The sequence below is a fragment of the Thermoproteus thermophilus genome, assembly GCF_055392855.1.
The window spans coordinates 1,347,445-1,365,620 of record NZ_AP042466.1 but is presented as its reverse complement, the minus strand read 5'-3'; the positions used below and the strand labels follow the sequence as shown (position 1 = coordinate 1,365,620).

The following is an 18,176-nucleotide window of genomic DNA, read 5'->3' as shown; positions in this document are numbered from 1 at the left end:
CACGATCCGAGGGTTATAGGAGCCCCAGCCTCGACAACAAATCGAAGGCGTTGTGCTCCGGGGACAACTTGACTACGGCCTTCTTCTCGCCCCTCGGCGTTATCACGGTGTTGACGTACTCGACCTTGACGCCGTAGAGCTTCTCGAACTGCTCCTTGACGGCCTTCTTGGTGTCTGACCTATCCACCACCACCGTTATCTTGTTCTCCTTTTCGGCGAGCATCAAGGCCTTCTCCGTCAACACGAAGCGCCGGATCATAGGAACAAGCCCTTGAGCTCCTCGAGGGATTTCCGAGTCCACAGGGTCAATCTGCCGGGAACGCCGCCGGGCGCTAAATGCAACACGCTAAGCGCCTTGACGTATGTAACATCCACCCCCGGCAAGTTCCTAGCCGCCTTCACGAGGGGCGCGCCCGGGTCCGACACCACGAACAACAAGCTCTTGGGCTCCTTGTAGCGCCTCCCCCTCATCTTGCCGATGCCGGACCTCACCCTGATCCTCTCGGCGGCTCTCTCGACGTCGGCCCAGACGTGCAAGGCCGACAAGATCCTCCTCAACTCCTCGGTCCTGCCCACCTTCTCCACGTCGTCTACGACGACGAGCGGCAACTGCTCCAAGCCCTCCACGACGTGGCCCCTGGCCTTCACCAACGGCAAATACGCCGTCGCGGCTATGGCAGACCTTATGGCCAACCTCCTCTCCTTCTTGTTGATCTCCTCGTGTAGCTTCTTCTCGACCCTCGGAGGATGGGCCCTCCTGCCGCCCACGGTGTTCGGCGCGAAGCAGCCCCTGGGCCAGAGATGTCCTTTATACCTCGGGATCCTCGCTATGCCGAGCCCAACGCCGAAGGATTGGCAGCTGTGGCTTTTGCCCGCCTCTGGGCTGACGCCCTTGGGCTGGAATCTGGCCGACAAAGCGCTCAGGAAGGCCCTCTTGATGAGGTCGGGCCTCACGGGCTCGAAGAAATGGGGCGGGAGCTCCACCTCGCCTATCTTGCTCCCGTCGAGGCCGTAGACGGCGACTCTCTCCGGCGGCGGAGAGTAGAGCGGCTTTATGAGCGGCGATAGGTCCTGGTTCCTCAACTGGAGCAACAGCCTATCGATCGACACGACCGCCATATCCGACCGGTATTTAAGCTATACCTTGTACCGAGAGCCAGACCACTTGCGGAGCCGTCGTGGGCGCCTTGGGCGGCGGCCTGACGGGGTGCCTCAACACGACCAAGCGCTTCTGTACTCCGGGGACGCTGCCGGCCAACACCACGAAATCGCTCTTGACGAGGCCGTAGTGCGGCCAACCTCCCTTGGGGTTTATCTCCGCCGGGTTGGCGCCGATTTTCAAGATCCTCTTGTTGTACTCCGTGCGTTGGTGGAAGCCCATCTGGCCGGGCCTCGGCTGGGTGAACATGAGCGCCGGGCTCTGCGGGCCTATGGTGCCCGTCCTCCTATGGCCCTTGCGGTGTTTATGCCAACGCGGCAAGATCTTGACGCCGAACCTCTTTATGACTCCTTGCCAGCCCTTGCCCCTCGTCACCGCTATGACGTCCACGAGGCGCCCCTCCGCGAAGACATCCGAGATCCTCACCTCTTTGCCCAAGACGTCGAGCGCGTACTTGAGCCGGTCCTCCAACGAGGGGACTCCGCCTATGGGTATCTCGAGGACCTCGGGCGTCTTCTTGCCTATGCCGGCTAGCCTCGGCTGCGTCGCCACGATAGCCCTCACGTCCACGGCCAACGGCTTGACGGCCTCTATCTTCTTGAGCTGGGCCTCTAGGTCGAACTTCTCCGGGAGCGTCTTGACCGCCCTCCGCACGTCCTTGGGGATCTCCGGGGCCCAGGCCTCGGCCAAGGCCTTCCTATAGCCGTTGGTCGGGTCCAGCCCGTAGAGCCTCACGGCGAGCACTCTAAGCGGAGGCGCCTCGAGGACCGTGGCGGCCCTGACTACTTCCTTGCCGAAGAGGGGGCTCGTCTGTTCGTCCTCGACTACCACTGCGTGGAGCATCCCGACCTTATAGGCGGCGAACCCCATGAGGGCCGGCTTGCCGAGGTCCACGTAGGGCCACGTCCTCACCCTGGGCACTATATCCGCTGCGCGCTTCCTCGGGTATACGCCCATCGAGCCGCGGCGCGGCCTATTTATCTTAAGGCCCATGGCGTCTCGCAAGAGCTCGATTTATAAACTTAGACACGCCGTTCAGCACAACGACCCCGCTCTCCTCGTCGTGGCGGCGAGGCGCCGTTGTCGAGGGGCTTCCCAGGAGGATCCCGCTAGGCGGAGGGGCCGCAGTCTAGGCCGAGGCACGGGGGGCGTATATACCTCGGCGAGGGAGTAGACGAGCTCATATAAACAACGCGAGGGAGCCCGCCTTGTCGAAACGCGCCGCTACGAAGACGCGCCCGGGGGCGTCGCCTAGCCTCGCAAGCGCCTCAACACCTTGGGGTTTATGAGGTCCCTTATGGAGATCACGCCTATGGCCTTGCCTCCCTCCACCACTACTAGGTGCCTTATGTTGTTCGCCCACATGAGCTCCGCGGCCCTCTCCACGTCGTCGTCCGCGTTGACGGTTATCAGCCCCGTGGACATGAAGGCCTCGACGGGGGTCGACAACGGCATCCTCATGCTTATGGCCCTCACTATATCGCGTTCGGACAACACGGCGACGGGGTTGCCGGCCGCGTCCGTCACCAACAACGCCCCTATGTTGTGCTTAGTCAAGGCGTCCGCGGCCTCCAGCAACGTGGCCGTCTGCGAGATCGTCACGGGAGGCCTCTTGATTAAGTCGCGTACTTTTAGTCCTCGGGAGGAGGCCACCATACCCTATCGCCCAAGGCCCTCAGCGCTTTGTCCTCTAAGAAGTCCCTTATGGAGACCACGCCCTTCACCCGGCCGTCCTCGCCCACCACGATGAGGTGTCTAACCCTCCTCTCCCTCATCTTCTTCAAGACCTCGTACACGTCGTCGTCTGGAGTCGCCGTGAGCAAGTTGGAGGTGGTGCCCACCTCGGCGGCCTTGGCCTTCAGCCTTCCGTACGCTATGGCCCTCACTAGGTCCCGCTCCGTCACGATGCCGGCAGGCCTCCCCTCTTCGTCCACCAAGACCACCGAGCCCACGTTCTTCTCCGCCATCAGCCGGGCCACCTCCTCCACCGTGGCGTCCGGCCTTGCGGTCACGAGCTGGCCCTTGATATATTCATTTATTTTAGACATATGAAGTAGGCATTACAAGATTTATTAACATTAACCCAAGAATTTGCGGTATTTGCCCAACGCTATTATGTTCGGCTCGCTCCTCGGCATTCTCAACAACGCCAAGTAGGCCGAGCTGGGCTTGACGTCTATGCCCAAATAGTCGGCGAGCTCCACGGCCGCCGCCACGAGCTCCGCGCTTAGGTATCTCTGGGCCGTCTGCGGGTCGAAGAACTCGTAGTCGTATTCGAGCTCCCTCCTATACGTGGGGAGGTGTTTGAGGACTAAATCGAGCTTATCGGCCTTGGCCAACTCTAGCAGATACGGGGCGTCCGCCAACGTCGGGGGGAAGCCCATGGCGTACCACGTCGAGGTGTACACTATGGCGCGGGGCATGTGGACCGCGCGCTCCCCGTCCAGGATAGATCTGCCGTAGTCCTTCCAGCTCACCCTATCCCTGGTTGTGGGCACGAGCCTCGCCACCTCGACCACCCTCTCCGCGTGTTTGAGCATCTGGAGCTTGTACTTCATGGAGGCCTCTTGTATAAGGGACAACACGTCGTCCCCGACAGGCGCTCTGACCCCGCAACAGGCGTTCAGGATGGACTCCCTAACTCTTACGTACTCGTCCAGGGACGCGTCGTATCTGACAGCGGATTGCACAGTCGCCGTGTGGTAGCCCGAGTACTGCACTACTTCCAGATGCGCCAGCCGCGGGTTGTTGAGCCCGCCTCTGAAGGGGGGAGAGCCCATGCCCAGTATGGGCCTCACCTTGATCCCCGCCTCCGCCTCGAACTCCTTCAGCCTCGACATGGCGTATAGTATAGCCAAGGCCGAGGCCAAGTGGCCGTGCTTGACCGCCGAGTCGGACTTGCCCAAGAAGACGCGCACCTCCTCGACCTCCTCGCCCTTGAAGACCTCGCCCACTATGGCCTTGGCCTTCACTTGGACGAAGGCGTCCTCTATGAGGGGGATCACCTCGATGTCGCCCACGTCGACGCCGGTCTCGGACTTGTAGATCTCGGCCTTGCGCTTCAACATCCTCCTCACCAACATGACTGTGTCGAGGTCCTCCACCATGGGCAACACCACCCACCTCACGGCCTGGACCTCGGCGTATTTTCTCGAGAAGTAGTTGGCCACGATGGCCGCCTCAAGCGACAACATGGCCCTGTCGAACTCCTCGAGCTTGGGGTTGGGGAGCCTCACGGTCACGTAGAACTTCTCCCCCAAGGGGATCTCGCTCTTGACGGCCTTGGTCACGATCTCCTTGGGCTGGCTATAGGGCGTCATTTTGCCCTCGTAGTCCACCATTATCTCGTCGCATCCGTACGCAGTGTAGGCCACGATGGCCTCGTCCACCTCTTCGTTGGCCGTGATCTTGACGGTGGTGTCAGGATGTTGAGTGCACATGAGCCTCGGCACGGGCATCGCCTTAAATATGGAGGAGTTTATAAACATTTCATTTTTAGTTAGTTTTATAAAGTTCTATAATTACAATAGTATATTAAATTAGATATGTAGTTTGTATATTTAAAAATAGGACGAAGAGCGCGGGACATGAAGGCGGCGGTGTTACATGAATACAACAAGCCCCTCTCGGTCGAGGAGGTGGACGTGGCGAGGCCGCACGAGGGCGAGGTCTTGTTGAAAGTCAAGGCGGCCGGCGTGTGCCACAGCGATCTCTACGTGCTCGAGGGCGCCACGCCTGTGCAGCCCCCATTGATACCGGGGCACGAGGCCGTCGCAGTAGTGGAGGAGGTCGGGCCCGGGGTTACCAACTTCTCGCCAGGCGACGTCGTGGTCACCTCCTTCGTGTGGCCGTGCGGCCGTTGCAAGAACTGCGCGAGGGGGATGGAGAACCTCTGCGAGAGGTTCTCCGAGGTCAGGCTCAAGGGGACTCTGCTGGACGGCGAACACCACGTCTTCTTGAAGGGAAGGCCCTTGAGGGTCTTCTTGGGAGGGCTCTGGGCCGAGGAGGCCGTAGTCCCCGCGTCTGCGTTGGCCAAGCTGCCCAAGCCCCTCGCGGACAAGCCGGAGATGGCCATGCTCGGCTGCGCCTTCTTGACAGCGTACGGGGCCGTGGTGAACTCGGGAGGCGTGGGCCCCGGCGATGTCGTCGCTGTGGTGGGCACCGGCGGCGTCGGGCTGGCCGTAGTGCAAGTGGCCAAGGCCGTCGGCGCCAGGGTGATAGCCGTGGGGAGGAACCCGGCGAAGCTCAAGCTGGCGAGGGAGCTCGGCGCTGAGGTCGTGGACATCAGAGGGGTCGACCCGATAAAGGCGGTCAAGGACCTCACTAGCGGGAGGGGGGCCGACGTGGTGGTGGAGGCCGTGGGGTCCGAGGAGACGATCGACATGTCCGTGGAGATGGCCGCGGCCGGCGGGAGGGTCGTGTTGGTGGGCCTCATGGCAGTGGGCAAGAAGGCGCCTGTCCACGTGGCGAGGGTGGTGAGGGCCGGGATATCCTTGGTGGGGAGCTACGGCGCAAGGCCCAGAGTCGATCTGCCCAAGGTCGTGTCCCTCGTCGAGAGGGGCCTCCTCAAGCCCGAGCTGCTCGCGGGGCCCTTCTACGGCTTGGAGCAGATAAACGAGGCCGTGGAGGCCTTGAGGTCGGGCAAAGCGGTGAGGCCCATAATTAGTCTAACAGCCTAGCGACGGCGGCTAAGGGGTGCCAGACAGGTCCCGTGAAGGGCATATAGGAGTACTCGGCGAGGATCGCGGACGAGATGGGCTTTCCTATGAACTGAGCGGCCAAGTCGACGACGGCCGCGACGTAGGGGGTTAAGCCGGCCGCCTGCACGCCGACTAGGATATCGCCGACCGCCACGGCCTTCACCCTTATCTCCTTGCCGTTGGGCATGAAGGCCGCCCTATCTCTCGCGACCAACACGGCCGAGCGCGCTTTGCCGAGCTCCCTCGCCTCCGCCTCGCCTATGCCGGCCCTCCCCACGTACATGTCGAAGAACTTAGTGACGGAGGCCCCGACCACCGGCGGGAACTCGAGGACCCTCAGCCCAGTCCCCGCGTTGGCCCCCGCCACGTAGCCCATTTTGTTCGCGTAGGGGGCCAAGGGCAGCCACACGGGCTTCCCCGTCACGGCGTTCGTGGCCTCCGCCACGTCCCCGGCCGCGTACACGCCAGGCGCCGACGTCTCCATGTACTTGTTGGTCCACACGGCGCCGGTTTCGCCGAGCTTTGCTCCAAGGGCTACGGCGAGCTCCACGTTGGGCCTAACGCCCGTCGCCAAGACCACCGCATCGGCCTCGACGACGCTCTCGGTGGTCTCCACGTACTCCACAACGCCGTTCCTCCCGGCGATTCGCACCACCCCTTCGCCTAGCCTCAGCTCGGCCCCCTTAGACCTCATGTACTCGTTCACCCACCGGCCGAGCTCCTCGTCGACCATTTTGTTCAAGACCCATCTGCCCGACTCCACCACGACCACTTTCTTCCCCAGCTTCAAGAGGGCCTCGGCCATCTCCACGCCTATGTAGCCGCCCCCCACTATCACCACCTCGGAGGCACGCTTGAGCCCCTCCTTTAATTCCCAGACCTCCGCGGGGTGCCTCACTGTGTAGACGCCCCTCAGCTCGACCCCCTCTATTCTCGGAGCCTTGGGCGATGCCCCCGTCGCTATGATCAAGGCGTCCCACTCCAACAGCCCCGTGCGCGCGCCCGACAGCTTTATCTTTCCCCCCTCGGCGGCTTCGGCCTTCGTGTTGACGTAGACCTCGACGCCCCTCTCCCGCGAGAACTCGTCGGCGGTGTATAGGTACGGCTTCACGAGACGGCTGAGCGCGTAGGGCATCGCGCACGGCGCGTGCGTCACGTAGGGGCTGGCCTCGACTAAGACGACCTTGGCCGAGGGGTTCGCCCTCTTGGCCTTGGAGGCCGCGGTGGCCCCCGCGGCGCCGCCCCCTACGACGACGATGCGCCTCATGGCCGCATTGCGTTTCTTCTATTTAATTTTTATTTGTTTTATTTATTTTTGAAAATCAACTACAAGATCTTTAATTATATTTTTATCATGAATTGGTTCTATCAATATATCTTGAGTTCCCAAATCCATTAACTTCGTCGCGCAGGCCAAGACCGGCCTTCCGTTGGCCTTGACGGCGCACGCTCCGCATATGCCCATCCTACACGCGTATCTAAACGCCACGGTCCCGTCGAGGTCCTCCCTTATCGTTATCAACGCGTCCAACACCGTGATGGTCGGCGGCGCGTCTACGACGTAGGTCTGGACGTACTGGACGCCGTCTTTATACCTCCTGATAGATATCCGGTACCTCATAGTTGTCTAGCCTCGGGGGGCCACCTCTCCATTCTGACCGGCTGGTACACAACGCCGTAGCTCTCGCCGATTTTGTACACCAACGTGTGGCGGAGCCAGTTCTTGTCGTCGCGCCTTGGGTGGTCCAATCTGTAGTGGGCCCCCCGCGACTCCGTCCTAAAATAGGCGCCGAGGAGCACCGCGTATGCGGCGTGGAGCATCCCGTCCAGCTCTATCACCTCCCTCAACTCCATGTTGTACACCTTGCTTGAGTCGTTCACGTTCACTTGCTTCAAGGCGCCCATGAGCTTCACGACCTCGGAGAGGGCCTCGGCCGTGGTCGAGGCCTCTCTGAAGATCCCCGCCCCCTTCATCATGGCGTTCTGCAAGGCGGTCTTTATCTGCGACGCGGGCACCCCGCCGCTCTCCTTTCTGCCCAGCGCGTAGAATATGCGTTTTTCCTCCTCATCGGCTATGCTCCTCAAGTACTCCTCTACCGCGCCTCCCCTCTTCTCCATGGCGTATCTGGCCGCCGCTTCGCCCGTCAGCCTCCCCCACACCGCGCACTCGCTGAGCGAGTTGGAGCCCAGCCTGTTGGCCCCGTGGACGCTGACTGAGGCGGCCTCGCCGGCGGCCCAAAGCCCCTTGATCCAGTTGCCCGACGCGTCCAAGACGCGCCCGTAGAGGTCCGTGTTCACGCCGCCCATGAAGTAATGCACGGCGGGGGCAACCGGGATGAGCTCTTGCAACGGGTCTATCCCCGCGTAGGTCCTGACTACCTCGAGCAGAAGGGGCAACCTCTCCTTGACCCTCGCGGGGTCGAGGTGGCGGATGTCCAGCCCCACGTAGCATAAATCCCCCTTCCAGAACCCGCGCCCCGCCTTGCACTCCATGGCTATGGCGCGGGACACGACGTCGCGCGGGGCCAACTCCATCTGTTGCGGCGCATAGCGCTTCATGAAGCGCTCGCCCAGCTTGTTGACCAAGTAGGCCCCCTCGGCCCTGGCCGCCTCGCTGATCAGTATACCGCTCGGCACCAAGGCCGTGGGGTGCCATTGGACGAACTCCATGTCCTTGAGCGGTATCCCCTCCCTCAAGGCGAGGCCGAGGACCTCGCCGGTGTTGAGGTGGCCCATGGTGGTCAGCCGGAACATCCTCCCGCCCCCTCCGGCGGCCAGGACGCCCGCCGGCGCCTTGAAGAACTTCACGTCCCCCCTCCTCATGTCCAAAGCCACGAGCCCGTAGAATCGCCCGTGCTTCACGACGATTTTGGTCACTAAATGTTCTTCATAAAACTTTATATTGAGAAATCCCCTTGTATATTTATAAAGTGTTGTCATTATATAGAAGCCTGTTTTGTCCTTAGCAAAGACCGTCCTGGGCTTGCTCATACCTCCAAAACGCCTCAAGGCCAAGGTGCCGTCGGGCTCCCTCGTCCAAGGAACGCCTATCTTCTCGAGGAATAAGACCTCCTTAGGGGCCTCCTCCGCCAACAAGAGCGCCGCGTCTTGGTCCACCAAGAACTCCCCGCCTTTGACCGTGTCGTAGGCGTGTAGTTGCGGCGAATCGCCCGTCTTATCCGGGTACATAACGGCGGCCATGCCCCCCTCGGCCGATATGCTGTGGGATCGGGGGCCGACCGCCTTGGTCACGACGCAGACCTCCAGCTTCTCGTCGACGCTCGCCGCTGCGACGGCTGCCCTAAGCCCGGCGAGCCCCGATCCTAACACTACTACATCACATACGACAATTTCCACATATAACAATGATAAAATATTTTAAAGATTTTTGCTAATGATTAAACAAAATTAAAAATTATAATTATTAATCGCCGACGGCCGAGCTGTTTTCCGCTTGCAAGTCGGCGTAGCTCGCTGTGTCTACTAGGATCTCCTTCTCCCTCAACAAATCCCTGATGGACAAAACCCCGTAGAGCCTCCCCTTGTCGGTGACCACGAGGTGGCGGATGTTGTGCTTATAGAACAACGCCGCCGCCTCCTTCACGTCGGCATTGGCCTCTATCGTCACGACGTTCTTCGTCGCGATGGCCTCGACGGGTAGGCCTAAGTCCAAGCCTTGGGCCACGGCCCTCACGACATCCCTCTCCGAGACCACGCCGGCCAGCTCGTCGCCTTTTACGAGCACCACTAGGCCTATCCTCCTGCTCGCCATTATGGCGGCTATCTCCCTTATCGGCGTTTCGGGAGGGGCTGTCACGGGAGGGGAGCTGGCCAAATAGCGGACTTTCATCTCTCCGCGTCGCTCTTCTTGTGCGGCTCCACCCTCTTGTCGACCGGGCGATTGTCCATGCGCGCGAGGTATTTCGCTATCTTCTCCGCGGCCTCCAAGTCGTAGAGCCTCTGCATGGAGATCCTCTGGGCTTGCGGGCTGCCGGCCCCGTGCACGGACTCTATCAAGTACCCCACGCTTATGCTGACGTTCTCCAAGAGCCTCAACATGCGGAGGCGCGCCTCTGCGGAGAACTCGGGCACGCCTTGGAGGTACTTCTCGATCAACTGCTTGATCTCGGGGTTCTTCAAGTCGAACTCGCTGGGAGCTGTGCCGAGTACGCCGCCCGCTATGTCGTGGGACAACCTGGCTATCTCGTAGGGGAATCTGGTCACCAAGTGCTTGGTCACGTTGGCGAACATGGGGTTCACCCAAAAGCCCCCGGGCCCGTCGGCGAGTTTCCTCCCCTCCCAGCTTGCGGCCAACCCCGCCGAGTACATGGTCTCGTTTAGGAATATCATCTCGGTTATCTTCTCCTGCACGTGGGGCTTGTCCGCAACGCCTATTTGTTTGGCCAAGTTGTGGGCAGCGCCGATGATCACATCGCCTAGGCCCGACTTGCAGCCGGCGTAGCCTTGTCTATGATAAGAGGAGAATATCTCCACCAACACCCCGGCCTCTTTCCAGTCTCTGTATAAGAAGACCCTATCCCACGGCACGAACACGTCGTCGAAGATTAGGAGCCCTTCGTGGTTGAACATATACGGCAAGCCGTCTATCTCGCCGCCCTCGAGCCTCCTCGCGTCGTTCAATTGTCTTCCTACTACTACCTTGACGCCCGGCGAGTCTAAGGGCACGGCGAAGGAGATCGCGTAGGCCTCGTCTTTTTCCGTCATGGCGCGGGTGGGCATGACCACGACCTCGTCCACTACGGCGACGCCCGTTATGTTGGCCTTGGCGCCTCTGACTATTATGCCGTCGTCCCTCTCCTCGACCACGCGGACGTAGGCGTCGGGGTTGGGCTGTTCGCTGGGCCGTAAAGTCCTCACGCCCTTGACGTCAGTCATGGCGCCGGCCAGGGCCAGGTCCTTCCTCTGCACGTCCGCCAAGTACTTCATGAAGTTGTCGTGGTACGTCTTCTTGCCCTTCTCGGCGAGCCTCTTGGTCACTATATAGAGCGTGTTCAAGGCGTCCCAGCCCACGCACCGCTGGAAACAAGCGCCGGTCTTGTGGCTTAGCTTCCTGAGCAACTTCACCTTGGCGACGAGGTCTTGCGGTCCTTGATGGAGCGAATTGAACCGGTTCACCTCTTCGCCTATTATGGGGCTGTGGACCCTGGCCAAATCCCTCGTGTCCTCCTCGAAGGCCGCGTCGAAGGTGGCCTTGAAGGAGAGCACGGAGGGCTTGAGGAAGAGGTTCGTCGTGACGTCGGAGATCCTCTTGCCCATGACGTATATAGCCGCGTGTTGCCTATGCCTTATCCCCTCGACGTACTGGTCGCCGGTTCTTAGACCCATAGAGGGCGAGGGCGCGGAATATATAACGTTTCTATCGCTTTACATTGTTGTTATTATTTATCATTTTAAATAATTATAGAGTTAAAGCATTAATATACATAAAAGAAATTCTTAATAAACCCCATAAAGGCCGGCGCATGTCGAAGGAAGTGCTGGTCTTCAACCCAGCGACGGGCGAGGTGTTGGCCGCGCTCAAGTCGGCCACTAGGGAGGACGTGAGGCTCGCGGTGGACGCGGCCTACGAGGCCTTCCACAAGTGGTCGGCCTTGCCCCTCAAGGCGCGCGCCAAGCTCTTGCTCAAAGCCGCCGACTACCTGGAGATCTCCTTCGACGAGGTCTTGAGGACTTTGGTGGCCGAGTCGGGGAAGCCCATCAAAGACGCCGCGGCCGAGTTGTGGAGGGCCGTGGAGATAATCAGGTCCAGCGCCTACGAGGCCAGGTTCGTGCTCGAGGGCCACGCGCCGCGCGTCGACGCCTACGACTACCCTCCCGGCAACGAGTCCAGGCTAGTCGTCGAGAGGAGAGAGCCCATAGGCGTCGTGGGAGGCGCTCTGAGCTACAACAACCCCGCCTCCACCTTCGCCCACAAGGTGGCGCCGATAGTGGCAGCCGGGAACACGGTGGTGGCGAAGCCCTCGACGCACACCCCTCTGACCGCGCTCAAGCTCTACGAGGTGTTCAAGAAGGCCGGCTTCCCCGATGGCGTGATCAACGTAGTCGTGGGCAGCGGGGAGGAGGTCTTCGACGAGCTTTTGGAGAACCCGAAGGTGGCCGGGATAACCTTCACGGGCAGCACCGCGGTGGGCCTACAAGTGGCCGCCAAGGCCGCGGGCAGAGGCAAGAAGTACATGATAGCCCCCAGCGGCTCCGACCCCGCCATAGTCTTCAAAGACGCCGACTTGGAGAGGGCGGCCGTCGTCGTCGTCAGGGCTAGGTTCGAGAACGCGGGCCAGAACTGCAACGCCACCAAGAGGCTCTACGTGGAGAGGGGGATATTCGACGAGTTCGTGAAGATGGTCGTGGAGAGGACTGCGGCCCTCAAAGTAGGGGACCCAATGGACGAGAGCACCGACATGGGCCCGTTGATATCGGAGAAGATGGTCAAGGCGATGGAGGGCTTCGTGGAGGACGCCGTGTCTAAGGGCGCGGTCGTCCTCTACGGCGGACGGAGGATGAACAGAAAGGGCTTCTTCTTCGAGCCCACGCTCCTAAGAGTCGACGACGGCAATGCCGACATCAGGGCGTTGAGGGAGGAAGTGTTCGGCCCAGTGTTGCCCATAGCCCCCTTCGAGGACGAGGAGGAGGCGGTGGAGCTGGCCAACTCCACGCCCTATGGGCTACAAGCCGCCGTGTTCACCGGCGATTACAAAAAGGCGCTTAGAGTCGCGTCGGCCATAAGGGCAGGCTCCGTCATGATAAACGACTCCACCAGAGTCAGGTTCGACGCGCTCCCCTACGGCGGCGTCAAGAACTCGGGCTTCGGCTGGCGCGAGGGCGTCAGGGCCACTATGTTCTACTTCACGGAGCCCAAGTACTACGTCTTCGGGATCTAAGCGTTATCGCCCGGTATTTAGCCTTCTTAGATCCGCCGAGTAGGGGCCCCTCGCCGTTGAGGGATTGCTGGAGCTCGGGCGCCCGTCGTGGCGTTGAGGTCGCCCCCTCGTCGAGCTAACCGCGAATCGGCATGTTGGGCTAGGCGTTATGCCAGTTCGGTGAGGGTTCGATGAGGCCGATGCGCGACAGTCGTGGAACTGGAGTGGTTAGCGGATTCGGCTCGCTCGCCGCCTCGACGCGCGTCGTGGCAATCGAGGGCTATCGCCCCCGCCCCTCATAAGAAGCCGTTTAAGTCCGGCGAATCACAAAAGCTTTTCGAGGAGCGGGTTGAGCCGTCTAGCTCCTCCCACTGCCTCCAGAAGCCCAACGGCCTCTAGGTGTTTCACGTCGAGGCCGAGCTCCCTTGCCAGCTTGTGCTCGTCGATCTTTCCGCTAGCGAACTCGGCCACTGAGCCCCTCAGCTGAAGCGGTATCATGGGGAGCTCCACTAGTTTTCTGAAAGTCTCGTGTATGTAGAAGACGCCGACGGCCCCGGTCAAATAGGCCGCCAGCACCGCAAAAGTGGACTCCGGCTTAAAGCCGCCGCTCGCTATTAAGTACGCCAGCCTGCCCTCCCTCCTCGCCTCTGCGAAATCGTTCTTTATGACTGCGGCCAGCTCCAAGAGCGACTCCTTGAACTCCTCCTCCCGGCCCAGCCCCTTGATCACCTTGATCGAGCCCTTGCACTTGCCCTTCTCGTCGAATTTGCCCGCGACGCGGCATATCACGGCGTCGATGACCTCGGCCGCGAGCCTCCCTTGTTCCGTATCGGAGGCGTAAAGGGAGTATCTAAGATCCGACGCCATCCAGGGCCATTTCTCCAACACGGCGACTATGGTGTTCAGCTCGGCGCAACACTCCCTCGGGCTCTGCGCCGCGTATTCCACCAAACTTTGCTTGTCCGGCCCGTCGCGCAGTAGCCCCTTCTTGGACGCGTTGGCCAGAAGCGATGCGCCGACCGTCACGCCTAAGAATACCGGGACCATGGATTGAGGACCTCTTTTAAATATAACGCACAAGCCCGTCGACGGGGACCTCGAGCGGCTAAGCCCGCTGAGATCCGCCGATTCCTCCACGCCGTCGACGACGCGTAGCAGCCTCGGCGATTATAGGCCAAGCCCCACGAGCTCTATCTCGGACGCCTCGCCGTTGATCGCCAGGGCCGAGTACCCGCCCCTCCTCGCGGCCTCGACCTCTCTTTTGCCGTCGACTCTAGCCCTCTCCACGACCGCTCCATATATCACGAGCTCCCTCACGAACAGCGGGCGCGAGAACGAGACCTTGCCCCCCTTGCTTATCGCCTCGACGCCGCCTAAATCGGCCTTCCCCTCGCCGAATACGAGCAAGTCGTTGCCGGACAAGGGACTTATTGCCCTTGAACTGGAAATCGACCGGGGGCAAGGGCTCGTTCACCTTGATCTTGTAGACGCCCTCGCCCTCTTCGACCTCCATCAGCATATCCCCGGCGCGGCTCGCCCTAAAATACTTAAATTGGGCGAGTCCCCATGGCGCCGATGAGGAAGAGCTTTTTGTTGTCGTCTTGGCTGTTCGGCTTCGCCAACAGCCTCTCGGCTCCGCTCCTGGGACTCTACGTCTACGTCAACTCGTCCCTAGAACAGACCTTGGAGTTCTTGTTCATGAGCTCGGCCTTCATCTTGACCGGCTACATAACGGTGGGCTATCTCGTGGCCTTCCGCAACAACGCAGCGACCTACATGGGGCTGGGCATATGGCTCCACGTGGCGTTCTACTCGTCTTTGTTGGCCCTAGGGGTGCGGGTCGTGGACGTCCTGCCCTTCATAGCGGCGTTGTACGGCCTAGCTCAAGGCTTTTACTGGTGCGGCTGGGACGTCGTGTTCTATAACGTCGTCGATAAACTGCAGTTCTTCAACAAGTCGTTCTATCTGGGCCTCGTGACGAACTTCGCCTCGCCCGCGATATACGGCGCTGTCCTCTCGGCGTTTCGCAACTCGGGATACGGCCTCTTGTTCCTCATGACGGCCGCGCTCCTCGTCCTGGCGATCTTCTTAGTCGAGGACGCCAGAATCAACGCGAAGGTAGACGTAAAGAATGCCGTTTTCGTGATAAAGAACGATAAGGGGATGTATAAATACACGGCGACTGCCTTGGCCCTAGTCGGCGGGGCCAACTACGTCTTGGGGAACCTCAATACGATTCTGCTCTATCAAGTTACTAAGTCGTATCGCTACTTCGCGTTGACCAACTACTTGTTGACCGCGGCCTCGGCCGCTTCGGTGTACGTGTTGAGGGATAGGCTCGTGCACAAGATAGGCCCTCGCCGCTTAGTTGTGTCGTCGTCGATTCTCTTGTCGTTATCCGGCGCATCGCTCCTCCTCGGCCTCCCGTTGATTTACTTAACCGCGTACTACGTCGCATCGCCGTTGATATACCCAATAGTCGACGTCTATACCTGGAACGCCATGGATAAAAGGCGCCTAATGGACTACTTAGTAAATAGACAAATAATGCTGAACGGCGGGAGGATGTTGCTCTCGTTGTCCGAGATCTTGATGGCCAGCTCCGTAGGCGGCGGGGCGGCCTTAGGGCTATCCGTTATACTGACCGCGTCGCTCATCTTCGCGAGGGCCGGCCCCTTAAGGAAATTAGCCCCTCTGCGCTAGCCCCCCTCGGCGAGCTCGTCGACCCGTATCGCCCTCCCGCGTAGACGGCGGGAACGCTCGAGGACGGCCTCGGCGGAGCTCAAGCGTATCCCCACCTCCTCAGCTTCTTCAACATCTCCGCGTCGTCGGTGAGCATTTGCTCTAGGAGGTCCGCGACGTATTCGTCCACGTTGTGATAGCCAGCGGCTTCGGCGGCTTTCCTCAAGGCCTCGTAGAGGCGCTCTGGCAAACGCACGCACATAACCGAACTCGATGAGATATCTAAATAACAATTATTCCCCGCGCTCCTCCCGCGCCTCGGCGGCCGCCGCGGCTAAGACTTCCCAAAGGGCGCCTCGGGCCGATGGACTAGTCCTCGCCCCTCACTACGCCCACAACGAAGAGCGGGACCTCGAACTCGCCGCCGTGGAAGTAGAACAAGAGGATCTTGGTTATCTCCCTCAACATGAGCATCAAGGACCCCCTCCTCACGTTAACCGCCTCGGCGGCTTCCTTCCAAGGCCTTGCTTGAAGGACCTTGGATATAAGCATAAGCTCCAAGGCCTCGTCCAACGAGGGCCTCTTGCTCTTGGGCGAATAGAAATACTTCACGGCCAAGAAGTAGAGGGCGTCGGAGACGTTCTCGAACGTCATGGGACCCACCGCGTAGGCCACCAGCCTATCTATTTGGTTCCTCGACAGCTCCGGCTTGGGCTCTATCCCCCAGCCCCAGTCCTCCAAGAGCATTCTGGCCTCGGCCGGGTCGAGGTCGCTGTAGGGCCCCATCAACGAGTGGATCAAACGCCTTCTGAACTCCACGTTCGCGTATTTAACGAGCTCGGCCGCCTTCTCGTTAAGCGGTTTTATGAGGAGGACGCTGTACTCCCCGGACACCGGGTTCCTCTCGGGCGATATGTGTATGGGGATATAGCCGTTCTTGATCCAGAACTTCAACAACTTCCCGTGGACGCCGAAGCCCACTCCTACCCAGTCGTACCCCCTCTTGGCGGCCTCGGCCTCGACCATCTTGAGGGCCTCGGTGCCCAGCCCCATGTCCTGCGCCGCCGGGTGGGTCGCTATTCTGACTATGCGCCACCCCTTCAACTCGGCGAATTCGGGAAGGCGCCAGTACTTGAGGAACCTATCTGGCAGTATGTTCCCTGGCAGCTTCAGCCCCCTCAGCGCCTCGTCCACGAAGTCTTCGCCCAGCCCTCCCTCCTCGGCCAACTCCAAGGAGACGACTATTTTGCCGTTCTCGAGCGCGACGGCCCGCGCAGTGTGGTGGGGCGCGTCGAGCAACATGCCCAAGTCGTCCGGCTCGTTCCTGTAATGGGCCTGTACGTATATGCCGAAGAACCTCCTCAGCCTCTCCTCGTCGGAGACCACGTCGGCCTCGTCGAGGTACTTGAGCCTCTTCTCCCTTATCAGCTCGTAGTCCTCGTCGCCTAGCTCCTCGGGCTCGGCGTCTAGGAGGAACGTGTCGAATAGCCACCTCTCCACGGGATCGCCGCGGCCGTAGCGGATGGGCTCCTCCATCTCGTAGATCTTCACGTCCGTGTCGGGGTCCTTCTTGAGGCTCTCGAGGAACCTTATGGAGAAGCCCCTCCCGGCCCCCTCGTACCCGTGTATGGTCGTGGCGAAGACAAGCCTATCGAACTTCTTGTGGGCCGCGTAGAGTATCGGCAAGGGGATGGCGGCGGCTTCGTCTATGGCGACCACATCGGCTTTCTCCCTCTTCAGCAACTGGTAGGGGGTTATGAAATCCACGAATATCCCCTTGGCCTTCACCGACTTGATCTCGCCGTTCTCCTTCTCCACGCCCGGCTTATAGCCGAGGGCCTTCAGCCCCTTCAAGAGGAACTCGGCCAACGTCTCCACGTTGGTGTACTCCATGGCGCTCACGACTATCTGCGTCTGCGACTTCGCCTTCCTGAGCCTATGCCCCAGCCCGGCGAGGCCTAGCCCGAGCGCGGCGCTCTTGCCCCTGCCCCTATCGGCTATGACCACCAGGGCTTGTTTCCGCTTCGGCTTCTCGTATAGCCCCTCCATTAGCTTGAGGACCTCTACTTGGTCTTGCGTGGCCGCCAACTGGTAGATCTTGACAGGGATCACGGCCTTGTCCGGCACCTTCACCTCGGGCTTTACCCACTCCGGGGGCTCCGAGACGGGCCTCCGCAACACCTCGCCTCTCTCCGCGTCGTATACCACAATGCCGTCGTGTTCCCAGAGCTTCCTCCAGAACCTCTCCTTCATCCTGTGCCTCACGTCGTTGGGCCTATACTGGGGTACCAAGAGCGTGGCCTGGAACTTCGTGATGTAGCTCCTCCAGACCTCCAGAGGCGGCAACGTCAACACGTACAGCCCCCCGCCGGCGACCACTCCCCCGAGCCTCCCCACGTCGTTGGGCTTCAAGTCGTTGATGAGGTCGAGCACCGCGAAGTCGTATGTCTTGCCCAACAACTTCGGCGTGTCCTTATAGGGGCGGAACTCTATCTCCAACGGGGAGTCCTTCATCAAGTCCCTCACGTAGTTGTGCCTCCTATTGGCGTCCGCGTACTCGGGCTGGAACATGTACAAGCCCCTCCCGCTGTCCGCGATCGATTCGAACGCCTCGAGGGCGTCCGCCACCGCCTCGGCCACTTTCCGATCGTCGACTCCGACCACGGCGACGAGCCTCCGGTGGCGGGCCCTCTTCGCCTTGGACAACTCCTCCGCCACGACCTCTTTCAGCACTCTGGGACTTCTGTTAGAGGGCTT

18 protein-coding genes are annotated in these 18,176 nt (G+C 60.6%); 3 read left to right on the top strand and 15 right to left on the bottom strand.

Going from position 1 to position 18,176, the window contains the following annotated elements; genetic code table 11:
- Positions 1-13: 13 nt before the first annotated feature.
- The 6 genes from ACZ5PA_RS07900 to ppcA all read right to left on the bottom strand — a co-directional run bounded on the left by ACZ5PA_RS07900 (position 14) and on the right by ppcA (position 4,617).
- Positions 14-259 (bottom strand): 50S ribosomal protein L23, encoded by a 246-nt coding sequence (locus ACZ5PA_RS07900; protein ID WP_464929803.1) that lies wholly within the window; start codon positions 257-259, stop codon positions 14-16.
- Positions 256-1,119, bottom strand: a complete 864-nt coding sequence (rpl4p, locus tag ACZ5PA_RS07895) for a 50S ribosomal protein L4 (RefSeq protein ID WP_464929802.1) — start codon at positions 1,117-1,119, stop codon at positions 256-258. Before rpl4p ends, ACZ5PA_RS07900 begins: the two co-directional genes overlap by 4 nt.
- Positions 1,120-1,132: 13 nt before the next feature.
- Positions 1,133-2,152 carry a 50S ribosomal protein L3 gene (locus ACZ5PA_RS07890; RefSeq protein WP_464929801.1) on the bottom strand — a complete coding sequence of 340 codons (1,020 nt, stop codon included), beginning with the start codon at positions 2,150-2,152 and terminating at the stop codon, positions 1,133-1,135.
- Between the two features lie 258 nt (positions 2,153-2,410).
- On the bottom strand, positions 2,411-2,761 hold the full coding sequence (locus tag ACZ5PA_RS07885) for a CBS domain-containing protein (RefSeq protein ID WP_464929800.1): 351 nt from the start codon (positions 2,759-2,761) through the stop codon (positions 2,411-2,413).
- A 29-nt stretch (positions 2,762-2,790) separates the two neighbouring features.
- Positions 2,791-3,207: a CBS domain-containing protein gene (locus tag ACZ5PA_RS07880; protein ID WP_464929799.1), complete on the bottom strand. Its 417-nt coding sequence runs from the start codon at positions 3,205-3,207 to the stop codon at positions 2,791-2,793.
- 30 nt (positions 3,208-3,237) lie between these two features.
- Positions 3,238-4,617 carry a phosphoenolpyruvate carboxylase gene (gene ppcA / locus ACZ5PA_RS07875; protein ID WP_464929798.1) on the bottom strand — a complete coding sequence of 460 codons (1,380 nt, stop codon included), beginning with the start codon at positions 4,615-4,617 and terminating at the stop codon, positions 3,238-3,240.
- Between the two features lie 129 nt (positions 4,618-4,746).
- On the opposite strand from ppcA, the gene ACZ5PA_RS07870 reads away from it, so the two are divergent.
- The gene (locus tag ACZ5PA_RS07870) at positions 4,747-5,838 is read left to right on the top strand and encodes a zinc-binding dehydrogenase (RefSeq protein ID WP_464929797.1); all 1,092 of its coding nucleotides are present in this window, start codon (positions 4,747-4,749) and stop codon (positions 5,836-5,838) included.
- Here ACZ5PA_RS07870 and ACZ5PA_RS07865 read toward each other — a convergent pair.
- The 5 genes from ACZ5PA_RS07865 to ACZ5PA_RS07845 form a co-directional block, all read right to left on the bottom strand.
- On the bottom strand, positions 5,822-7,126 hold the full coding sequence (locus tag ACZ5PA_RS07865) for an FAD-dependent oxidoreductase (protein ID WP_464929796.1): 1,305 nt from the start codon (positions 7,124-7,126) through the stop codon (positions 5,822-5,824). The genes ACZ5PA_RS07870 and ACZ5PA_RS07865 overlap by 17 nt on opposite strands.
- A gap of 42 nt (positions 7,127-7,168) precedes the next feature.
- Positions 7,169-7,480 (bottom strand): 2Fe-2S iron-sulfur cluster-binding protein, encoded by a 312-nt coding sequence (locus ACZ5PA_RS07860; RefSeq protein ID WP_464929795.1) that lies wholly within the window; start codon positions 7,478-7,480, stop codon positions 7,169-7,171.
- Positions 7,477-9,216, bottom strand: a complete 1,740-nt coding sequence (locus ACZ5PA_RS07855) for a succinate dehydrogenase/fumarate reductase flavoprotein subunit (protein ID WP_464929794.1) — start codon at positions 9,214-9,216, stop codon at positions 7,477-7,479. The genes ACZ5PA_RS07860 and ACZ5PA_RS07855 overlap by 4 nt, the downstream gene beginning before the upstream one ends.
- A 67-nt stretch (positions 9,217-9,283) precedes the next feature.
- Positions 9,284-9,709 (bottom strand): CBS domain-containing protein, encoded by a 426-nt coding sequence (locus ACZ5PA_RS07850; RefSeq protein WP_464929793.1) that lies wholly within the window; start codon positions 9,707-9,709, stop codon positions 9,284-9,286.
- Complete coding sequence (locus tag ACZ5PA_RS07845) at positions 9,706-11,205, bottom strand: 4-hydroxyphenylacetate 3-hydroxylase family protein (RefSeq protein ID WP_464929792.1); 1,500 nt, start codon at positions 11,203-11,205, stop codon at positions 9,706-9,708. The genes ACZ5PA_RS07850 and ACZ5PA_RS07845 overlap by 4 nt, the downstream gene beginning before the upstream one ends.
- Before the next feature lie 137 nt (positions 11,206-11,342).
- Here ACZ5PA_RS07845 and ACZ5PA_RS07840 point away from each other — a divergent pair, with 137 nt between their 5' ends.
- A complete protein-coding gene (locus tag ACZ5PA_RS07840) occupies positions 11,343-12,758 on the top strand; it encodes an aldehyde dehydrogenase family protein (protein WP_464929791.1) in 1,416 nt (471 codons plus the stop codon).
- A gap of 303 nt (positions 12,759-13,061) precedes the next feature.
- Here ACZ5PA_RS07840 and ACZ5PA_RS07835 read toward each other — a convergent pair whose 3' ends face one another.
- Together ACZ5PA_RS07835 and ACZ5PA_RS07830 are read right to left on the bottom strand one after the other, a co-directional pair.
- A complete protein-coding gene (locus ACZ5PA_RS07835) occupies positions 13,062-13,784 on the bottom strand; it encodes a putative CRISPR-associated protein (protein ID WP_464929790.1) in 723 nt (240 codons plus the stop codon).
- Between the two features lie 120 nt (positions 13,785-13,904).
- Complete coding sequence (locus ACZ5PA_RS07830) at positions 13,905-14,144, bottom strand: hypothetical protein (RefSeq protein ID WP_464929789.1); 240 nt, start codon at positions 14,142-14,144, stop codon at positions 13,905-13,907.
- Between the two features lie 168 nt (positions 14,145-14,312).
- On the opposite strand from ACZ5PA_RS07830, the gene ACZ5PA_RS07825 reads away from it, so the two are divergent.
- Entirely contained in the window at positions 14,313-15,440 is a 1,128-nt protein-coding gene (locus ACZ5PA_RS07825; protein ID WP_464929788.1) for a hypothetical protein, read from the top strand.
- Between the two features lie 79 nt (positions 15,441-15,519).
- Here ACZ5PA_RS07825 and ACZ5PA_RS07820 read toward each other — a convergent pair whose 3' ends face one another.
- On the bottom strand, positions 15,520-15,681 hold the full coding sequence (locus tag ACZ5PA_RS07820; protein WP_464929787.1) for a ribbon-helix-helix domain-containing protein: 162 nt from the start codon (positions 15,679-15,681) through the stop codon (positions 15,520-15,522).
- 107 nt (positions 15,682-15,788) lie between these two features.
- The gene (locus ACZ5PA_RS07815) at positions 15,789-18,152 is read right to left on the bottom strand and encodes a tRNA(Met) cytidine acetyltransferase TmcA (RefSeq protein WP_464929786.1); all 2,364 of its coding nucleotides are present in this window, start codon (positions 18,150-18,152) and stop codon (positions 15,789-15,791) included.
- Positions 18,153-18,176 lie beyond the last annotated feature (24 nt).

What these genes read in the sequence shown, in the direction of transcription:
- ACZ5PA_RS07900 (WP_464929803.1), bottom strand. Translation starts at nt 259, where the DNA reads ATGATCCGGCGCTTCGTGTTGACGGAGAAGGCCTTGATGCTCGCCGAA.
- rpl4p (WP_464929802.1), bottom strand. Translation starts at nt 1,119, where the DNA reads ATGGCGGTCGTGTCGATCGATAGGCTGTTGCTCCAGTTGAGGAACCAG.
- ACZ5PA_RS07890 (WP_464929801.1), bottom strand. Translation starts at nt 2,152, where the DNA reads ATGGGCCTTAAGATAAATAGGCCGCGCCGCGGCTCGATGGGCGTATAC.
- ACZ5PA_RS07880 (WP_464929799.1), bottom strand. Translation starts at nt 3,207, where the DNA reads ATGTCTAAAATAAATGAATATATCAAGGGCCAGCTCGTGACCGCAAGG.
- ppcA (WP_464929798.1), bottom strand. Translation starts at nt 4,617, where the DNA reads ATGCCCGTGCCGAGGCTCATGTGCACTCAACATCCTGACACCACCGTC.
- ACZ5PA_RS07870 (WP_464929797.1), top strand. Translation starts at nt 4,747, where the DNA reads ATGAAGGCGGCGGTGTTACATGAATACAACAAGCCCCTCTCGGTCGAG.
- ACZ5PA_RS07865 (WP_464929796.1), bottom strand. Translation starts at nt 7,126, where the DNA reads ATGAGGCGCATCGTCGTCGTAGGGGGCGGCGCCGCGGGGGCCACCGCG.
- ACZ5PA_RS07860 (WP_464929795.1), bottom strand. Translation starts at nt 7,480, where the DNA reads ATGAGGTACCGGATATCTATCAGGAGGTATAAAGACGGCGTCCAGTAC.
- ACZ5PA_RS07850 (WP_464929793.1), bottom strand. Translation starts at nt 9,709, where the DNA reads ATGAAAGTCCGCTATTTGGCCAGCTCCCCTCCCGTGACAGCCCCTCCC.
- ACZ5PA_RS07845 (WP_464929792.1), bottom strand. Translation starts at nt 11,205, where the DNA reads ATGGGTCTAAGAACCGGCGACCAGTACGTCGAGGGGATAAGGCATAGG.
- ACZ5PA_RS07840 (WP_464929791.1), top strand. Translation starts at nt 11,343, where the DNA reads ATGTCGAAGGAAGTGCTGGTCTTCAACCCAGCGACGGGCGAGGTGTTG.
- ACZ5PA_RS07835 (WP_464929790.1), bottom strand. Translation starts at nt 13,784, where the DNA reads ATGGTCCCGGTATTCTTAGGCGTGACGGTCGGCGCATCGCTTCTGGCC.
- ACZ5PA_RS07825 (WP_464929788.1), top strand. Translation starts at nt 14,313, where the DNA reads ATGAGGAAGAGCTTTTTGTTGTCGTCTTGGCTGTTCGGCTTCGCCAAC.
- ACZ5PA_RS07820 (WP_464929787.1), bottom strand. Translation starts at nt 15,681, where the DNA reads ATGTGCGTGCGTTTGCCAGAGCGCCTCTACGAGGCCTTGAGGAAAGCC.